The organism is Streptomyces sp. NPDC001617 (genome assembly GCF_053596855.1).
The window spans coordinates 30,794-48,035 of the sequence record NZ_JBSFHA010000043.1 but is presented as its reverse complement, the minus strand read 5'-3'; the positions used below and the strand labels follow the sequence as shown (position 1 = coordinate 48,035).

At 70.5% G+C, this 17,242-nt stretch carries 14 protein-coding genes; 8 read left to right on the top strand and 6 right to left on the bottom strand.

Features of this window, described 5'->3' with window-relative positions:
- Positions 1–62: 62 nt before the first annotated feature.
- The 3 genes from ACWC09_RS29010 to ACWC09_RS29000 all read right to left on the bottom strand — a co-directional run bounded on the left by ACWC09_RS29010 (position 63) and on the right by ACWC09_RS29000 (position 3,383).
- Positions 63–983, bottom strand: coding sequence for a sugar ABC transporter permease (locus ACWC09_RS29010; protein ID WP_450853862.1), 921 nt, complete (start codon positions 981–983; stop codon positions 63–65).
- Positions 984–996: 13 nt separating this feature from the next.
- The gene (locus tag ACWC09_RS29005; protein WP_450853861.1) at positions 997–2,001 is read right to left on the bottom strand and encodes a carbohydrate ABC transporter permease; all 1,005 of its coding nucleotides are present in this window, start codon (positions 1,999–2,001) and stop codon (positions 997–999) included.
- 110 nt (positions 2,002–2,111) lie between these two features.
- On the bottom strand, positions 2,112–3,383 hold the full coding sequence (locus ACWC09_RS29000; RefSeq protein ID WP_450853860.1) for an extracellular solute-binding protein: 1,272 nt from the start codon (positions 3,381–3,383) through the stop codon (positions 2,112–2,114).
- A gap of 496 nt (positions 3,384–3,879) precedes the next feature.
- Here ACWC09_RS29000 and ACWC09_RS28995 point away from each other — a divergent pair, with 496 nt between their 5' ends.
- Both ACWC09_RS28995 and ACWC09_RS28990 read left to right on the top strand, forming a co-directional pair.
- Entirely contained in the window at positions 3,880–4,914 is a 1,035-nt protein-coding gene (locus ACWC09_RS28995) for a LacI family DNA-binding transcriptional regulator (protein WP_450853859.1), read from the top strand.
- 142 nt (positions 4,915–5,056) lie between these two features.
- On the top strand, positions 5,057–6,028 hold the full coding sequence (locus ACWC09_RS28990; RefSeq protein WP_450853858.1) for a phosphatase PAP2 family protein: 972 nt from the start codon (positions 5,057–5,059) through the stop codon (positions 6,026–6,028).
- On the opposite strand, the gene ACWC09_RS28985 is transcribed toward ACWC09_RS28990, so the two are convergent.
- Both ACWC09_RS28985 and ACWC09_RS28980 read right to left on the bottom strand, forming a co-directional pair.
- Positions 5,922–7,493 carry an amidohydrolase gene (locus tag ACWC09_RS28985; protein WP_450853857.1) on the bottom strand — a complete coding sequence of 524 codons (1,572 nt, stop codon included), beginning with the start codon at positions 7,491–7,493 and terminating at the stop codon, positions 5,922–5,924. The two genes, ACWC09_RS28990 and ACWC09_RS28985, sit on opposite strands and share 107 nt — an antisense overlap.
- 29 nt (positions 7,494–7,522) lie before the next feature.
- A complete protein-coding gene (locus ACWC09_RS28980; RefSeq protein WP_450853856.1) occupies positions 7,523–8,983 on the bottom strand; it encodes an APC family permease in 1,461 nt (486 codons plus the stop codon).
- A gap of 181 nt (positions 8,984–9,164) precedes the next feature.
- On the opposite strand from ACWC09_RS28980, the gene ACWC09_RS28975 reads away from it, so the two are divergent.
- Entirely contained in the window at positions 9,165–9,779 is a 615-nt protein-coding gene (locus tag ACWC09_RS28975) for a TetR/AcrR family transcriptional regulator (protein WP_450853855.1), read from the top strand.
- On the opposite strand, the gene ACWC09_RS28970 is transcribed toward ACWC09_RS28975, so the two are convergent.
- A complete protein-coding gene (locus ACWC09_RS28970) occupies positions 9,767–12,763 on the bottom strand; it encodes a bifunctional [glutamine synthetase] adenylyltransferase/[glutamine synthetase]-adenylyl-L-tyrosine phosphorylase (protein ID WP_450853854.1) in 2,997 nt (998 codons plus the stop codon). The genes ACWC09_RS28975 and ACWC09_RS28970 overlap by 13 nt on opposite strands.
- A gap of 144 nt (positions 12,764–12,907) precedes the next feature.
- Between ACWC09_RS28970 and ACWC09_RS28965 the strand changes: the two genes are divergently transcribed.
- The 5 genes from ACWC09_RS28965 (at position 12,908) to ACWC09_RS28945 (ending at position 17,232) form a co-directional block, all read left to right on the top strand.
- Positions 12,908–13,420, top strand: a complete 513-nt coding sequence (locus ACWC09_RS28965; RefSeq protein WP_450853853.1) for a pyridoxamine 5'-phosphate oxidase family protein — start codon at positions 12,908–12,910, stop codon at positions 13,418–13,420.
- 33 nt (positions 13,421–13,453) lie between these two features.
- Positions 13,454–13,885 carry a VOC family protein gene (locus tag ACWC09_RS28960; RefSeq protein ID WP_450853852.1) on the top strand — a complete coding sequence of 144 codons (432 nt, stop codon included), beginning with the start codon at positions 13,454–13,456 and terminating at the stop codon, positions 13,883–13,885.
- 194 nt (positions 13,886–14,079) lie between these two features.
- Entirely contained in the window at positions 14,080–14,925 is an 846-nt protein-coding gene (locus ACWC09_RS28955; RefSeq protein ID WP_450853850.1) for an alkaline phosphatase family protein, read from the top strand.
- A 1-nt stretch (position 14,926) separates the two neighbouring features.
- On the top strand, positions 14,927–16,213 hold the full coding sequence (locus tag ACWC09_RS28950) for an MFS transporter (protein WP_450853848.1): 1,287 nt from the start codon (positions 14,927–14,929) through the stop codon (positions 16,211–16,213).
- On the top strand, positions 16,210–17,232 hold the full coding sequence (locus tag ACWC09_RS28945) for a TolB family protein (RefSeq protein WP_450853846.1): 1,023 nt from the start codon (positions 16,210–16,212) through the stop codon (positions 17,230–17,232). The genes ACWC09_RS28950 and ACWC09_RS28945 overlap by 4 nt, the downstream gene beginning before the upstream one ends.
- Positions 17,233–17,242 lie beyond the last annotated feature (10 nt).

Genomic DNA, 17,242 nt, shown 5'->3' with positions numbered 1-17,242 from the left:
GCGCCGTCGGGGCTGGTCGCGCGGTTCCCCGCGCCCCGTTGGGGCGCTGGTGAACCGGCGTTCTAGCCCTTCGTGCCACCCGCGGTGAGACCGGTCACCAGGTTCTTCTGCACGAGGTAGAAGAACGCCGAGACCGGTATCGCGATCAGCACCGCGGTCGCGGCCATCAGGTTGCGCTGGGCGTCGTGTTCGCTGACGAAGGTCTGCAGACCGACCGCGAACGTGTACTTCGTGTCGGACAGCATGAACGTCGACGCGAACGCGACCTCGCCGAAGGCCGTGAGGAAGCTGTAGAAGGCGGCGACCGCCAGGCCCGGCTTGGCGAGCGGCAGGATCAGTCGCGCGAACGTGCCGAAGGGGGTCAGCCCGTCGACGCGCCCGGCCTCGTCGATCTCGAACGGGATGGTGTCGAAGTAGCCCTTGAGCAGCCAGGCGCAGTACGGCACCGCGGTCGAGCAGTAGACCAGGATGAGACCAGGGTAGCTGTCGATGAGCTGCAGGTCCGACAGGATCTGGTACATCGGCACCATGAGTACGGCCACCGGGAACATCTGCGTGACCAGCAGCACCCACATGAACTTCCGGTAGCCCGGGAAGCGCATACGGGAGACCGCGTAGCCGGTGGTGGCCGCGATCAGGACGCCGATGACCGTCGTACCCAGCGAGACGATCAGCGAGCTCTTCAGCCAGTCGAAGAACTCCGTGTGCTGAAGCACGAACGAGTAGTTGGAGAACGACATCTTGGACCAGATGCCACCCGGGTGGAGGTAGTCGTCCTTGTCCGGGCCGAGGGACAGATAGATCAGCCAGGCCACCGGGAAGAACGCGATCAGGCTCGCGACGATCAGGATGCCGTGCGAGGTGAAGGTCGCGAGGGGGCCGCTCTCGCCACGCCGGCGGACCGGGCGGAGCCGCGAGGCAGCGAGGACTTGCGGGGTCACCGGGCGGTCGGACTTGATCTCGGGGGGCGTTGCGGTGCTCATGGTGACTCCTGCCTCAGATCGCGAGCTGCTGGTCATTGCGGTTCAGCCAGCGGCGGTAGAAGGAGGTGAAGACGATCAGGATGGCCAGCAGCAGGATGCCGTAGGCGGCCGACTGCGCGAAATCGCGCGGCTGCTGTCCGAAGCCCAGGTAGTAGGCCCAGGTCACGAGGATCTGGGCGTCGGGGGCGGTGTTGCCGAACAGCAGGAAGATGACGGCGAACTGGTTGAAGGTCCAGATGATGCCGAGGAGCACGACGGTGGAACTGACCGATCGCAGGCCGGGCAGGGTGACGTAGCGGAACCGCTGCCAGGCGGTGGCGCCGTCCATCTCGGCGGCCTCGTACAGCGAGGCGTCGATGGACTGGAGTCCGCCGAGGAGCGAGACCATCATGAACGGCACACCGCACCAGGTGTTGACCATGATGGCGGCGAACCGCTGCCAGAAGGTGCTCTCCAGCCAGTCCGGCTGCGGCAGATGGAGCGCGTCGAGGGCGATGTTGATGATGCCGCCGTCGGCGAGCATGAACCGCCAGCCGAAGACGGTGACGAAGGTCGGTACGGCCCAGGGCAGGATGAGGATCAGCCGGTAGAAGGTCCGTCCGCGCAGCTTCTGGTTGAGCAGGAGCGCGAGGCCGAGTCCGATCGTGTAGTGCAGGGCGACACAGAGCGCCGTCCAGACGATCGTCCAGATGAAGTGGGACCAGAAGCGGCCGTAGGACGTCGGGCCGAACAGGATGTCCTTGTAGTTGTCGAGCCCGATGAACTTGTAGGTGGCGTCGATGTGGTTGACGCCGATCGTGCGCGCGGTGTTGAGGCTGTTGGCGTCGGTGAGGGTGAGGTAGAGGCCGTACACCAGGGGGTAGAGCACGAGGACACCGAGGACGATCGCGACCGGGGCGATCATCGCGTACGCGTACCAGTGCTTCTGGTAGCTGTGCTTCAGGCGTTGGCCCAGCCCGGGCCGCGGCGCGCGGTCACCGTGGCGTTTGCCGGTGGCGCGGTCGATGGCGACTGTCATGTTCGACACCTTCTGGAAGTTCTACGGCACTGAGAAGAGGCTGGGCACAGGCCGGTGGCCGTCGGACCGCTCCCCCCATGGATGTGGGCGGTCCGACGGCCACTCGGGGCTTACTTGCTGAAGTCCGGCAACAGCTTGGCCATGGCGAGTTCAGCGTTGCTCAGTCCCTTGTCGAGGGACTCCTTGCCGCCGGCGATGGCGGTCAGCTCGGTGTCCAGCGGGGTCCACAGGGAGCTGTACTCGGGCAGCGCCGGGCGCGGCTGGGCGGCGGGCAGGACCGCCTGGAAGCCGGCGATGCCCGGGTCGGCCTTGACCTCGGCGGTGTAGGCGTCCGCGCGGGTGGGCAGCGTGGAGTTCTTCAGCGCGATCTCCGTCTGGGACTTGGCGGAGGTCATGAAGTTGACGAACGTGAGAGCCGCCTTCTGGTGGGCGGAGTCCGAGCCCGCGTAGACGGCCAGGTTGTGGCCGCCGGTCGGGGCGCCCGCCTTGCCGGTGGAGCCGGCCGGGATGGTGGCGATGCCGAGGTTGGACTTGTCCTTGAACGCCGAGCCCTTGTAGAAGTTCGTGATCTCCCAGGGGCCCTGGATGATCGCGCCGACCTGGCCGTTGACGAACGCGTCCTGGATGTGGGCGTAGGCGTCGGCCGTGGTGTCGGCCTTGTGCAGGCCCTGGCCCTTGAACATGCTCAGCCAGGTGCCGTACGCCTTCTTCGCGGCGGCCGAGTTCACGGTGATCTTCTTGGCGGAGGCGTCGACGGTGTCGGTGCCCTCGCCGTAGAGGAAGGTCTGCGCGTAGTAGGACTGGGTGGAGCCCCAGTAGCCGTAGACGTGCTCCTTGGCGTCGATCTGGAAGGCGTCGGCCTTGAGCTCGTCCCAGGTCTTGGGGGGCGTGGTGAAGCCGGCCTTCTTGAAGATCGCCTTGTTGTAGACGAGCGCGAGGGTGTCGGTGACCAGCGGCACGCCGTACGTCTTGCCGTCGTACTGGGCCTGGGTGATCAGGCTGGACTGGAACTTGTCCTTGTCGGCGAGGGCCTCGGTGCCGTCCAGCGGCAGGAAGTAGCCCTTCTTGGCGAAGGCGGGAGTCCAGCCGACCTCGGAGCGCAGCACGTCCGGGGCGCCCTTGGAGCCGGCGGCGGTGTCGAACTTGTTCTGCGCCTGGTCGAAGGGGACGTTGACGTACTTGACCTTGATGTTCTTGTTGGCGGCCTCGAACTCCTTGACCAGGGCCTTGTACGTCGGCGCCTCATTGGTGGCGTTGGAGGTGTCCCACCAGGTGATGGTGACCGGACCGTCGGCCTTGTCGCCGCTGTCACTTCCGCCGCAGGCCGTCGCCGCGAGGGCGAGGGACGCCACCAGCGCGGTGGCCGCTATGCCACGCCGCATGAGTTCTCCTTGAGGGTTAAGCCCGTGTGGGTGGGCCCTGTCGTCATATGCCCGTCGTCCGCCCGGAGGGCGGGCCTCGCGCCAGGCGTCGCGTGGCGGACGGGAATATGACGACAGGGCCCGCGGGAGCGGCCCCGTCCGCCGCTCCTGCCATCGTGCCGACTGCGCCGTTGCCGCCGCCGGGCGACGCCGAAAGTAACAGCCATGTAAGCGGCTCCGAAAGACCTTGCAGCAAAAAATTGCAAGAAGGTGCGAGAGTTACCCGGCCGTGACCTGACCTCGATGACCTCGGAACCGCGTATTGCAGCCGCTGAGCGGGCAGAGGCACTCTTGTGCAAGACTCTGCAAGCTCTTGCCACCGGTGGCATCGATCAGCAGCCGATCAGAACACGAGGGACCCGCGATGACGCAGCAACCCGCACGGGGCCGTGCAACCGCTCGTGCCCGGCGTCCGATTGGTGTGCAAAGTGACACTCGACCGGTACAGTCCACCCCTGTGACCACACGGCTTGCCGACATCGCTGCCCAGGCGGGGGTGAGCGAAGCGACCGTCAGCCGCGTCCTCAACGGGAAGCCGGGCGTCGCCGCCACCACCCGCCAGTCCGTGCTGGCCGCGCTGGACGTGCTCGGCTACGAGCGCCCCGTCCGGTTGCGGCAACGCAGCGAGGGCCTGGTGGGCCTGATAACCCCGGAGCTGGAGAACCCGATATTCCCGGCGCTGGCCCAGGTGATCGGCCAGGCACTCACCAGGCAGGGCTACACCCCCGTGCTCGCCACCCAGACCCCGGGCGGCTCGACGGAGGACGAGCTCACCGAGATGCTCGTCGACCGCGGGGTCGCCGGGATCATCTACGTCTCCGGACTGCACGCCGACACCACGGCCGACATGGAGCGCTACGAGCGCCTGCGCGCGCAGGGCGTGCCGTACGTGCTGGTGGACGGCTTCTCGCCGAAGGTGCAGGCGCCGTTCATCTCACCGGACGACCGCGCGGCGATGACGCTGGCGGTGACCCACCTGGCGTCTCTCGGTCATAAGAGGATCGGTCTGGCCCTGGGCCCGAAACGGTTCGTCCCCGTCCAGCGGAAGATCGAGGGTTTCGTACGGGCGATGCAGGACCAGCTCGGTCTGCCCGCGGAGACGATCGAGTCGGACCTCGTCCAGCACTCGCTCTACACCCTGGAGGGCGGCCAGGCCGCCGCCACCGCGCTGATCGGCCGTGACTGTACGGCGGTTGTGTGCGCGAGCGACATGATGGCGCTCGGTGCGATACGGGCGGCACGGCAGCGCGGCCTGGACGTGCCGAAGGACATCTCGGTGGTCGGCTTCGACGACTCGCCTCTCATCGCCTTCACCGATCCGCCGCTGACGACGATCCGCAAGCCGGTGCCGGCCATGGGGCAGGCCGCGGTGCGCACGTTGCTGGAGGAGATCGGTGGGACACCGGCACCCCACAGTGAGTTCGTGTTCATGCCGGAGCTGGTGGTGCGGGGGTCGACCGCTTCGGCGCCTGGGGAACGGCATCGGCCGTAAGTCCTCCGCAGGGCGGAGAATCCGCGATTTCGTGCAGTGCCTCGGGAGTAGGCGCGGGGGTTCGTCTGTTGTAGAAAGTGCGACCTGAACCCGACCGGGGGATGATCGGTGGCGGAAGGCATTTCTGGCAAACTCTGTGCCTATGGGTGACACGACCGTGACCAGTCTGGAAGACCGCGAGCAGGCGGCCGTTCCGGACCCGAGGACGGCCTCGGAACGCCCTGGATTCCTCCGGCGACTGCGCACTCCGCGCCGGCCCCGCCTGTGGTTCGAGATCCTCCTCATCGCGGTCAGTTACTGGACGTACTCGGTCATCCGCAACGCGGTTCCGGAACAGCGCGGCAAGGCGCTGCGCAACGCCGACTGGATCTGGAGTGCCGAGCACCATCTGGGCATCGCCGTGGAGCAGTCGGTCAACCACGGGATCAACTCGGCGACTTGGCTGATCGTCGGGATGAACTACTACTACGCGACGCTGCACTTCATCGTGACGCTGAGTGTGCTGGTGTGGCTGTACCGCAGTCACCCGGGCCGCTACGCGGCGACGCGGCTGGTGCTGTTCGCGACGACGGGCGTGGCCCTGGTCGGTTACTACCTGTACCCGCTCGCCCCGCCCCGCCTGATGAACGGCAGCCACTTCATCGACACGGTCACGGTCCACCGGACCTGGGGTTCGATGGCCTCCGGCGACCTCAAGCACGTGTCCAACCAGTACGCCGCGATGCCGTCCATGCACATCGGCTGGTCCCTGTGGTGCGGACTGACCATCTTCGCCCTGGCCAAGGTGCCGTGGGTGCGGGTGCTGGGGCTCCTCTACCCGGCGGCCACCCTGATCGTCATCGTGGCAACGGCCAACCACTTCTGGCTGGACGCGGTGGGCGGCATGCTGTGCCTGGCGTTCGGGTTCGGGGTGGCGCGGGTTTGGTACGGACGCCTGCCGTACGCCTTGCCGAGGACGGTCCCGGCCGAGGGTACGGACGGGACGCCGTCGCCGACGAAGGTGTGGGTCAACAGGCCCGGTGCACCACATGCCCCCCGGTCACCGTCAGCCGTACCTGCGCCTGCGCCAACTCGTCCGCCGGAGCCTTCACCGGATCCAGGGCCAGGGCCGTGAGGTCGGCGCGGTGGCCGACGGCGATACGGCCCGCCCTGTCGGCCTCCCCCACCGCCCGCGCCGCATGGCTCGTACAGCCCTCCAACGCCTCCAGCCCTGTCAGCCCGCCCCGTCCCGACGCGGCGCCCCGCGGCGCCCGTGCCGTCGCCAGTACCGCCCGTACGTCGTAGTGGGCGATCGGCCAGTCCGAGCCGAGGGCGACCGTCGCGCCCGCGTCACGCAGGTCCCGCAGGCGCCAGGCGTGGGACGCGCGCTCGGTTCCCAGGCGGCGGCTCCACTCGTCGGTGCCGTCGGCCCGGGTGTACGCGGTGTGCGGGGGCTGCATCGACGCCGCCACCCCGAGTTCCGCGAACCGGGGCAGGAGGTCGTCCGGTGCCGTCTCGATGTGTTCCACCCGGTGCCGGCCCCGGGCGTCCGGCCCCAGCCCCGCCACCACGTCCAGTACATGCCGTACCGCCGCGTCCCCGATGGCATGGGTGGCCGTGCGGACGCCGGCCGTGTGCAGCTGACGTACGGCGGCCGCGTACGCCTCGGGATCCGGCCAGAAGGCGTCCGTGCCCTGCCCATGGCAGTCCGCGTGCTCCAGCCACGCCGTGCCGCCCTCCACGGTGCCGTCCATGAAGAACTTCACCCCGCCGACCACCCAGTGCCGGCCTTCTCGGCCCTGCGCCGCGACCAGTTCCGCCAGCCCCGCCGCGTCCACCCCCGGCATGCACCACGGCGCGAACCGCAGCCGCACCGGCAGCACCGTCTCCCGCGCCACCGACTCGACCAGCTCCACGTCCCCCGCGTCCATGGCATGCGCCCCGGTCAGCCCGGTCGCGGCCATCGCCGAGAGGAGCTCGACGAGGCGGGTGCGGCGGGCCTCGTACGACGGCCGTGGCAGCACCTGCGCCAACAGCTCCATCGCCGCGTGCTCGACGAGATGCCCCGTCGGCCGCCCCGCGCCGTCGCAGACCACCTCCGAGCGCTGGGCGAACCCGCGCGGCCCCGTCACGCCGGCGGCGGCCAGCGCCGCGCCCGTCGCGAGGGCGGAGTGGCCGTCGTAGAGGCGCAGGAAGGCGGGCGCGCCGGCGAGTACGTCCTCGACGAGCGCGCGGTCGATGGGGCGCCCCTCGAAGGCGTTGTGGTCGAGGCCGTACCCGATGACCCACCCGTCGGTGTGCTCGGCCCCGGCGAGGGCCGCCCGCAGCCCCGCCAGGTCCGTCACCCCCGACAGATCCACCCCGGTCGCCATGTCCAGCCCCCACACGGGGTGACTGTGCGCGTCCACGAGCCCCGGCACGAGGTGCGCGCCCGCCAGGGCCACGACCTCCGTGCCCGGCCCGCGCCACTCGCGTACGTCCGCCTCGTCGCCGACCGCCGCGATCACCCCGTCGCGCACGGCGACGGCGGTGGCGTAGGGGCGTTCGGGGTCGAGGGTGCGGACCTCGGCGCCGGTGAGGATCAGGTCGGGCGTGGGCATGACTCCACTGACTCCCTTGCTCGGTATGGCTATTCGGCGGGCTCGGCGGCGAACTCGGCGTACACCCGGGGCCGTACACGGCGCAGCCACCAGGCCAGGACCAGGCCCAGGACGAAGACCGCGGGCGCGATGACGATCAGGACGGTGTTGATGGTCGTGGAGGCTCCCGTGAACAGGTCGATGTGGGTGATGACCAGCCCTATCGCCGTCGCGAGCAGCACGGCGGCCGCGATCGGCGCCACGACGGTGCGCAGGGTGCCCTCCTGGTGGCTCACCCTGCGGAAATAGCAGGGCACGGCGATCGCGGCAAGGAGCTGGAGGGCGAACAGGCCGATCATTCCCGGGGTGTTGACCCACAGGAGCAGCTGTTGGTACGGGTCGGCACCGGCCGCCCAGAAGGCGAGGACGACGAGCGCGCCGAGGGCCGTCTGGGCGATTCCGGCGACGTACGGGGAGCGGTGGCGGGGGTGGATGCGGCCCAGCGACTTCGGCAGGACCCCCTCCTCGGCGAGCGCCAGGGCATACCGGTTGATCGCGTTGTGGAAGGCGAGGAGGGAGGCGAGGACGCTGGTGACGATGAAGAGGTGCATCAGGTCGGCCGCCCAGCCGCCGACGTAGGTGGTGATGGCGGAGAAGAAGAGGCCGCCGGGGTCCTTGGCCGCGGCCGCGATGACTCCGCTGTTGCCGAAGGCCTGGATGACGATCCAGACGATGAAGGCGTAGAAGAGGCCGAGGAATCCGATCGCCACGTAGGTCGCGCGGGGCACGGTGCGTTCCGGGTCCCGGGCCTCCCTCCGGTAGATCACGGTCGACTCGAAGCCGGTGAACGCGGCGAAGGCGAAGGCCAGGACGACGGCCGTACCGGAGACGAGGACATGCCCGGGTGCGAAGGAGGCAGCGGACAGCCCGTGCGCGCCGCCCTTGACCAGCACCCCGCCCGCGAGCAGCACCAGGATGCCGGTCTCGGCGACCAGCAGGACGCCCAGCACCTTGGCGCCGAAGTCGATCGAGCGGAAACCGCCGTAGCCGATGACGAGGAGGCCGGCGAGGGAGATCGGCAGCCAGGGGACGTCGGTGGCGAAGACGGCGTGCAGGGTGTCCTTGACGGCGGAGGCGAGGAGGCCGTAGACGCCGATCTCCATGCCGTTGTAGCCGATGAGGGCGAGGAGCGCGGCGCCGATGCCGACGGGGCGGCCGAGGCCGCGGGTGATGTACGCGTAGAAGGCCCCGCCGCTCTTGACGTGCCGGCTCATGGTCGTGAAGCCGATGGCGAAGACCGCGAGGGTGATGCCGGCGATGAGGTAGCCGGCGGGGGCGCCGATGCCGCCGAGCAGGATCGCGAGCGGGGCGACGCCGGCCATGACGGTGAGCGGGGCGGCGGCGGACACCACGAAGAACGCGATGTCGGCGGTGCCGAGGGAGCCGGAGCGGAGGGTCGCGGTGCCGGGCGGCGTGCTCTCCTCGGAGGCATCGGGAGTGGTGACGGACATGGGCGAAGCCCTTCGAGCGCTGCGGACGGGGAGGGTTCCGGGCGTGCGGGATGGCCGGCGTTCCCGGAGTACGCGGTGGCGTCCGGGCCCATAAACCTAAAGGCTTTCGGTTTCGGCAATGTAGCCTCACCTCGGGGCGTCCGGGAAGCCCTGTCTCACACCTCCAGGGGAGAACACACGCATGGGACGGCCGCGCACACCGCTCCTCGACCGTGAGCGCATCACGGCGACGGCACTGCAACTCGTCGACGAGCAGGGCGACTTCAGCGTGCCGCAGATCGCGAGGAGGCTGGGCGCCCAGACCGGTTCGGTGTATCACCATGTGGACGGCCGGGACGGCATCGTGGAACTCCTGCGGGAGCGGGTGGCCGAGGCGATCGACCCCGGCACGCTGGACCTCACCCCCTGGGACACGGCCCTGGAGGCCTGGGCCCGCTCCTACCGCGCCGCCTTCGCCGCCCACCCGAAGGCGATCCCGCTCCTGATGACGTCACCCGTACGAGCGCCCCGGGTCCTGGAGCAGTACGAGCGCGCGGTGACCCTGCTGCTGGACGCGGGCTTCGCGGCGGGAGAGGTGATGCCGCTGATCGTCGCCCTGGAGAACCTGGTGCTGGGCTCGGCGCTGGACCTGGCGGCCCCGGAGACGATGTGGGAGCTGACGGAGGAGACACCCACTCCGAGGTTGGCGGAGGCGCTGGCGGCGGTGGGAGAGGGGCGGGCGGACAGGGCGTTCGAGGTGGGGTTGGCGGGGTTCATGAATCATGCGCGGTCACTGCGTCTTCCCTACGCCCCGTAGAACAGCGTCTCCACCACCGCCCGAGCCCTCCTCGCCGTCCGCCGGTAGGCATCGAGCATGTCCCCCACATGCCCGTCCCCGTACCCCAAGTACCGGCCCACAGCGGCCAGTTCACGCCCGTCCGACGGAAACGTGTCCCCCGCCCTGCCCCGCACCAGCATCACCGCGTTCCGCACCCGCGTCGCCAGCACCCACGCCTCGTCCAGGATCTCCGCGTCCTCCCCGGAGATCAGCTCGGCCGCGCACGCCGCCGCCAGCGCCTCCCGCGTCCGCGTGGTCCGCAGCCCCGGCTCGACCCATCCGTGCCGCATTTGCAGCAGCTGCACGGTCCACTCCACGTCGGACAGCCCGCCCGGCCCCAGCTTGGTGTGCAGCTTGGGGTCGGCGCCGCGCGGCAGCCGCTCCGACTCCATCCGGGCCTTCAGCCGCCGGATCTCGCGTACGGCGTCGTCGCCCAGCCCCTCCGCCGGGTACCGCAGCGGGTCGATCAGCTCGATGAAGGCACGCCCCAACTCCTCGTCCCCGGCGACCGGTTCGGCCCGCAGCAGCGCCTGCGACTCCCAGACCAGCGACCACCGGCGGTAGTACGCCTCGTAGGACTTCAGTGTCCGGACGAGCGGCCCCGACTTGCCCTCGGGCCGAAGGTCGGCGTCGATCAGCAGCGGCGGGTCCGCGCTCGGCATCTGGAGCAGTCGCCGCATCTCGGAGACGACTTTGCCCGCTGCCTCGGAGGCCTCCTGCTCACTCACGCCCTCCCGCGGCTCGTGCACGAAGACGACGTCCGCGTCGGAGCCGTAGCCCAGCTCGTGCCCGCCGAAGCGACCCATGCCGATGACCGCGAACCGGGTCGGCAGTTCGTCCCCCCAGCCGTCCTGCACCACCGCCCGCAGCGTCCCGGCCAGCGTCGCCGCCGTCAGGTCGGACACCGCACCCCCGACCCGGTCCACCAGCGCACCCTGATCGGCCTCGGCGGGCTGCGTCTCGGTGCCGTAGGAACCGACGATGTCCGCGGCGGCCGTACGGAACAGCTCCCGTCGCCGCACCCCACGCGCCGCGGTCACGGCCTGCACCACACCCTCCGCGCGCCCCACCGCCGCGAGGATCTCCGGCTCGAACTGCTCGCGCCCGCGCGGCTCCAGCCCTCCCCCGTCCCCGTCGCCGAGCAGCGCCACCGCTTCCGGCGCGCGCATCAGCAGATCCGGAGCGAGCCGCCCGGCGGACAGCACGCGCGCGAGGTTCTCGGCCGCGGCGCCCTCGTCCCGCAGCAGCCGTAGATACCAGGGCGTCTTGCCCAACGCGTCCGACACCTTGCGGAAGTTGAGCAGCCCCGCGTCCGGGTCCGCGGAGTCGGCGAACCAACCCAGCAGCACCGGCAGGAGAGTTCGCTGGATCGCGGCCTTGCGGGTGACCCCGGAGGCGAGGGCCTCCAGGTGGCGGAGGGCCGCGGCCGGATCGCCGTATCCCAGCGCGACCAGCCGCTCCCGGGCCGCCTCCGGGCTCAACCGGGCCTCGCCGGGCGCCAGTTGGGCGACCGCGTCGAGCAGCGGCCGGTAGAACAGCTTCTCGTGCAGACGGCGTACGACGGCCGCGTGCCGCCGCCATTCGCGGTTCAGCTCGGCGACCGGGTCGGCGCGCAGCCCGAGCGAGCGCCCGATGCGCCGCTGGTCGGCCTCGTCCTCGGGGACGAGATGCGTGCGCCGCAGCCGGTAGAGCTGGATCCGGTGCTCCATGGACCGCAGGAAGCGGTACGCGTCGTCGAGCTGCACGGCGTCGGCGCGGCCGACGTAGCCGCCGGCGGCCAGCGCCTGCAGCGCGTCGAGCGTCGTCCCGCTGCGCAACGACACATCCGCCCGCCCGTGCACCAACTGCAGCAGCTGTACGGCGAATTCGACGTCCCGCAGACCACCGGGGCCGAGCTTCAGCTCGCGGTCGACCTCGGCGGCGGGGATGTTCTCGACGACCCGGCGGCGCATCTTCTGCACGTCGACGACGAAGTTCTCCCGCTCGGCGGCCTTCCAGACGAGGGGTTCGAGGGCGGTGACGTACTCCTCGCCGAGCTCGATGTCGCCGGCCACCGGGCGGGCCTTGAGCAGCGCCTGGAACTCCCAGGTCTTGGCCCAGCGCTGGTAGTACGCGAGATGGCTGGAGAGGGTGCGGACCAGCGGGCCGTTGCGGCCCTCGGGGCGGAGGTTGGCGTCGACCGGCCAGATCGAGCCCTCGACGGTCGTCTCGGAGCAGACCCTCATCATGTGCGAGGCGAGCTTGGTGGCGGAGCGCAGGGCCTTGCCCTCGTCGGCACCCTCCGTCGCCTCGCCGACGAAGATGACGTCCACGTCGGAGACGTAGTTGAGCTCATGTCCGCCGCACTTGCCCATCGCGATCACCGCGAGCCGGCAGGCGGCCGCGTCGTCGGGCGCGGCGGCGCGGGCGATGGCGAGGGCGGCGCGCAGGGTCGCGGTGGCGAGGTCGGCGAGCTCGGCGGCGGTCTCGGCGACGTCGGTGGTACCGCAGACGTCACGGGCGGCGATGGACAGCAGGCAGTGGCGGTAGGCGACGCGCAACGACACCGGGTCGGTCGCCTCGGCCAGGCCCCGCTCGAACTCCTCCACCCCGGGGTGCAGGTCCCGGGGCTCGTACATGACGAGTGCCTCCCAGTCCCGCGGATGCCGGGCCAGGTGGTCGGCGAGCGCTACGGAGGCCCCGAGTACTCCGAGCAGACGGTCCCGCAGCGGCTTGGCCGCTATCAACGTGTCGAGCAGCTCACGCCGGGCCGTGGGACCGGGCTGTGCTTCGAGGAGTCGTACGAGACCCAGCAGCGCCTGGTCCGGGTCGGCGGTCGCGCCCAGGGCTTCCAACAGCACCGGGTCGTTGCGCACGGGCATCAGCTCGGCGCTGTCCAGGAGCCGCTCGGCGGCGGAGGGATCGGTGAAGCCGTGCCGCAGCAGCCGTGAGAAGGTGCTGCTCCTGCGCCCCGGCGCCGTCATCCTCGGCCTCCTGTCGGATCAAGGTCGTACTGGCCACGAGCCTAACCGGAGGGACTGGCACGAGCGCCTGGTCAGTCGGCGATGAGTTCTGTCGTCGCCGCGGGTCAGTCCTGTGAAAGGGACCCACAGGTGGGAGTGCCGCTCATGACGGACAGGAAACCGCAGACACGTCTGGATGCCCGCTACAGCGAGCCACGGGCCACCGCGACCGTCTGGTCCGAGGCCGAGCGGCGGCTCGCCGAGGCCGAGCTGTTCTGGATCTCCACGGTGCGGCCGGACGGGCGGCCGCATGTGACGCCGTTGCCGGCCGTGTGGGCGGACGGCGCGCTGCACTTCTGCACGGGGCCCGAGGAGCGCAAGGCACGGAACCTGGCGGACAATCCGCAGGTCGTGCTGACGACCGGCACCAACACCTGGAACAAGGGCTACGACCTGGTGCTGGAGGGCGAGGCGGTGCGGGTGGCGGACGAGGGGCGGCTGCGCGAGCCGGCGGCCGCGTGGGAGGCGAAGTACGGCAGCTTCTGGCACTTCGAGGTGCGGGACGGGGCGTTCCACCACGGCCCCGGACACGCCTTCGTCTTCTCTGTGGCGCCCCGGACCGTTTTCGGCTTCGGTAAAGGAGAGCCGTTCAGCCAGACGCGGTGGCGATTCACCTGACGTTCGCGTGACGCACGACGAAGGAGTCGTTCCATGGACATGAGCCTCGAAGTCATCCTGCTGCCGGTCTCCGACGTGGACCGGGCCAAGGAGTTCTACCGGGACAAGGTCGGCTTCCATGTCGACCTCGACGGTGAGGTGATGCCAGGGGTGCGGATCGTGCAGCTGACGCCGCCCGGGTCGGGGTGTTCGATCGCCCTCGTCGACGGGTTGCAGGTGCCGACGGGGACGCCGCAGCCGGGGACGTATCACGGCATGCAGCTGTGCGTGACCGACGCGAAGGCGGCGTACGACGAGCTGACCGGGCGGGGGCTGGAGGTCAGCGAGCCGCAGCAGTTCGCGCCGCAGGACGGTGCGACGTTCATGTACTTCAAGGACCCGGACGGGAACGGCTGGGCGATCCAGGAGTACCGGCGCCGGGCGACCGAGCCGCTGCACCAGGTGTTGGCCGAGGCCCACAACTGAATTCCGGTCAGTAGTTCATCCGATCTTCACCGTCCGGGTTGGGTGACGTGGGTCGGGGGCATCTTGGCGTGTGCATGCTCTGTCCGCACCGCCGCGCCCCCACCGTCCTTCCCCCCCTCCCGGAGGTTGATGTGTCCGGCAGCAGTACAGGCAGTAGTCCCGCTCGTTCGGCGTACCGCCGCAGCCGTACGGCCGTGGCGTCCACGCTCGCCTTCACGGCGGCGGCCGTCGGTCTGTGGACCGGCCTCGGCGGCTCCTCGTCCGCCGCGTCCGGTGTGCCGACCCCGGACCACGTGGTCGTCGTGGTCATGGAGAACCACGCGTACAGCCAGGTGATCGGCTCCTCCAGCGCCCCGTACATCAACTCGCTGAAGACCGGCGGCGCGGGCCTCACCCAGTCGTACGCCATCACCCACCCGAGCCAGCCCAACTACTACGCGCTGTTCTCGGGCTCCACCCAGGGCATCACCGACGACAGCTGCGTCACCCCGGGCTTCTCCTCGGCCGCCAACCTCGGCTCCGAGCTGATCGCCGCCGGGAAGACCTGGGCCAGCTACAACGAAACGCTGCCCAGCCAGGGCTCGACCACGTGCAGCAGCGGCAACTACGCGCAGAAGCACAACCCGTGGTTCGGCTTCAGCAACGTCCCGACGTCGAGCGCGAAGACCTTCGCCCAGTTCCCGACCGACTACTCGACGCTCCCCGACGTCTCCTTCGTCACCCCCAACCTGTGCAGCGACATGCACGACTGCTCGGTGTCGACCGGTGACACCTGGATCAAGAACAACCTCGGCGCGTACGCCACCTGGGCCAAGACCCACAACAGCCTCCTCGTCGTCACCTTCGACGAGGACAACCGGCTCGCCGGCAACCGCATCCCGACGGTCCTGTACGGGCAGCCGGTGACGGCGGGGTCGTCCAGCTCCACCACCTACAACCACTACGACCTCCTGCGCACCCTGGAGGACTCGCAGGGCCTGACCTCCCACGCGGGCAACGCGGCCTCCGCGTCCGACATCACGGGGATCTGGGCCTCCTGACATGTACGTAGCGGACAGCCGCGCGAGCGACCCCGTCGCGCCGGCGTCCGCGGAAGGCACCGCCCGGCGGGTCCTCGCCGGGCGGTACCGCACCGCGGTCGCCCCCACGGTCCTCGCGCTCGGCACGGTCAGCCTGATCACCGACGTCTCCTCGGAGATGGTGACGGCGGTCCTCCCCCTGTACCTGGTGACGGGCCTGGGCCTGTCCCCGCTGGGCTTCGGGCTCCTGGACGGCGTCTACAACGGCTTCTCGGCGCTCGTACGACTGGCGGGCGGCCACCTCGCCGACCGGGGCGGCGGCCGTCACAAGTGGGTGGCGGGGCTGGGGTACGGCGTCTCGGCGCTCTGCAAACCGCTGTTGTTGCTGGCCCACTCGCTCACCCCCATCGGCCTGGTCCTGGCCGCCGACCGCACCGGCAAGGGCCTGCGCACCGCCCCGCGCGACGCGCTGATCTCCCTGTCGTCCACGCCCGCGACCCGTGGCCGTGCCTTCGGCGTGCACCGCGCGATGGACACGGCGGGCGCGCTGCTCGGCCCGCTGGTGGCGTTCCTGATCCTGCGGGCGACGGTGGACGGGTACGACGCGGTGTTCACGGTGAGCTTCTGCGTGGCCGTGGTCGGTGTGCTGGTGCTGGTCCTGTTCGTGCCGGGTTCGTCGTCGGCACCGGCCGTCGAGAAGGCCGTGCGTCCGACGGTGCGCGCTGCGCTGGCACTGCTCCGCCGCCGCGACCTGCGCCGGATCACGGTCTGCGCCCTGCTGCTGGGCCTGGCGACCGTCAGCGACTCCTTCGTCTATCTGCTCCTGCAGCGCCGCCTCGGCGTCCCGGACCGCTGGTTCGCCCTGCTGCCGCTGGGCACGGCGGCGGCGTTCCTGCTTCTCGCGATCCCCCTGGGAAGACTGGCGGACCGGGTGGGCCGCCGGCGGATCTTCCTGGCCGGCCACGGCGCACTGCTCCTCGCCTACGCCCTCCTCCTCACCGCCTGGCACGGCCCCGCGCTCCCCTACGCCGTCCTCCTCCTGCACGGCGCCTTCTACGCGGCGACCGACGGTGTGCTGATGGCGGTGGCCTCGGACGGCGTGCCGGAGGAGCTCCGCTCCTCGGGCCTGGCCGTGGTCCAGACGGGACAGGCCCTGGCCCGCTTCGTCTGCTCGCTGGGCTTCGGTGCGGCGTGGTCGATGTGGGGCGACCGTACGGCGCTGCTCGCGTCGACGGCGGCGCTGGCGCTGTGCGCGGCGGTGTCGTCGGCCTTCCTCCGCCCTGCCGCCGCCCGGGAGGCGACCGTATGACCGTCCGCAACCGCGTCCTCGTCCTCCTCGCGGCCGTGCTCGCCCTCGCGGCGGTCGCCGTGGCGTCGATCCTGCACGCGTCGGCCCGTGCCGAACGCCGTGACCAGGCCCAGCCGGGCGGCCCCCGGGTGACCTCGGGGCGGGTCGCCCTCACCACCCCCGCCACCATGGTCTTCCGCAACATGGCATGGGGCCCGCACCGCGACGAACTCACGACGGTCCCGGCGTCGGACCCGTCGGGGCCACGGGTCGCCTCGGGCGTGAAATGCCTGCGTTTCTACGCCGCTTCGGGCACCGGCGTATGCCTGCAGGCGGTGCACGGCCCGGTCTCGGACACGTACCGGGCACTGATCCTCGACGCCCACCTTCATGTGACGGCCCGCTACGACGTCCCGGGCATCCCGTCCCGCGCCCGTGTCTCCCCCACCGGCCACTACGCGGCCTGGACGGCCTTCGTCGGCGGCGACTCCTACGCGGGCACGAACTTCTCGACCCGCGCGGCGATCGTGGACGTACGGACGGGCCGGCTGACGTCCTCCCTGGAGGCGTACCGCGTCATCAGGGACGGCCACACCTACCACGCGGCGGATGTCAACTTCTGGGGCGTGACGTTCGCGCCGGACGACCGGACCTTCTACGCGACGCTGGCGACGAAAGCGAAGACATACCTGGTCAGGGGCGACCTGCAGGCACGGACCGTGACCACGCTCCGCACGAACGTGGAATGCCCGTCCCTCTCCCCCGACGGCACCCGCATCGCCTTCAAGAAACGGGTGCCGGGCCTGCCGAAGGACGCACCGTGGCATCTGTACGTCCTCGACCTGCGGACGATGCGCGAGACCGCGCTGGCGGAGTCGCGGAGCGTGGACGACCAGGCGGTGTGGAAGGACGATCACACCCTGGTCTACGCCCTGCCGGGAGACTATGGAGCCGACCTGTACACGGTCCCGGCGGACGGCACGGGAACGCCGCGGCGCATCAGTACCGCGGCGGTGTCACCGGCGTACGTCGGTCCGTAGCCGCCCCGGG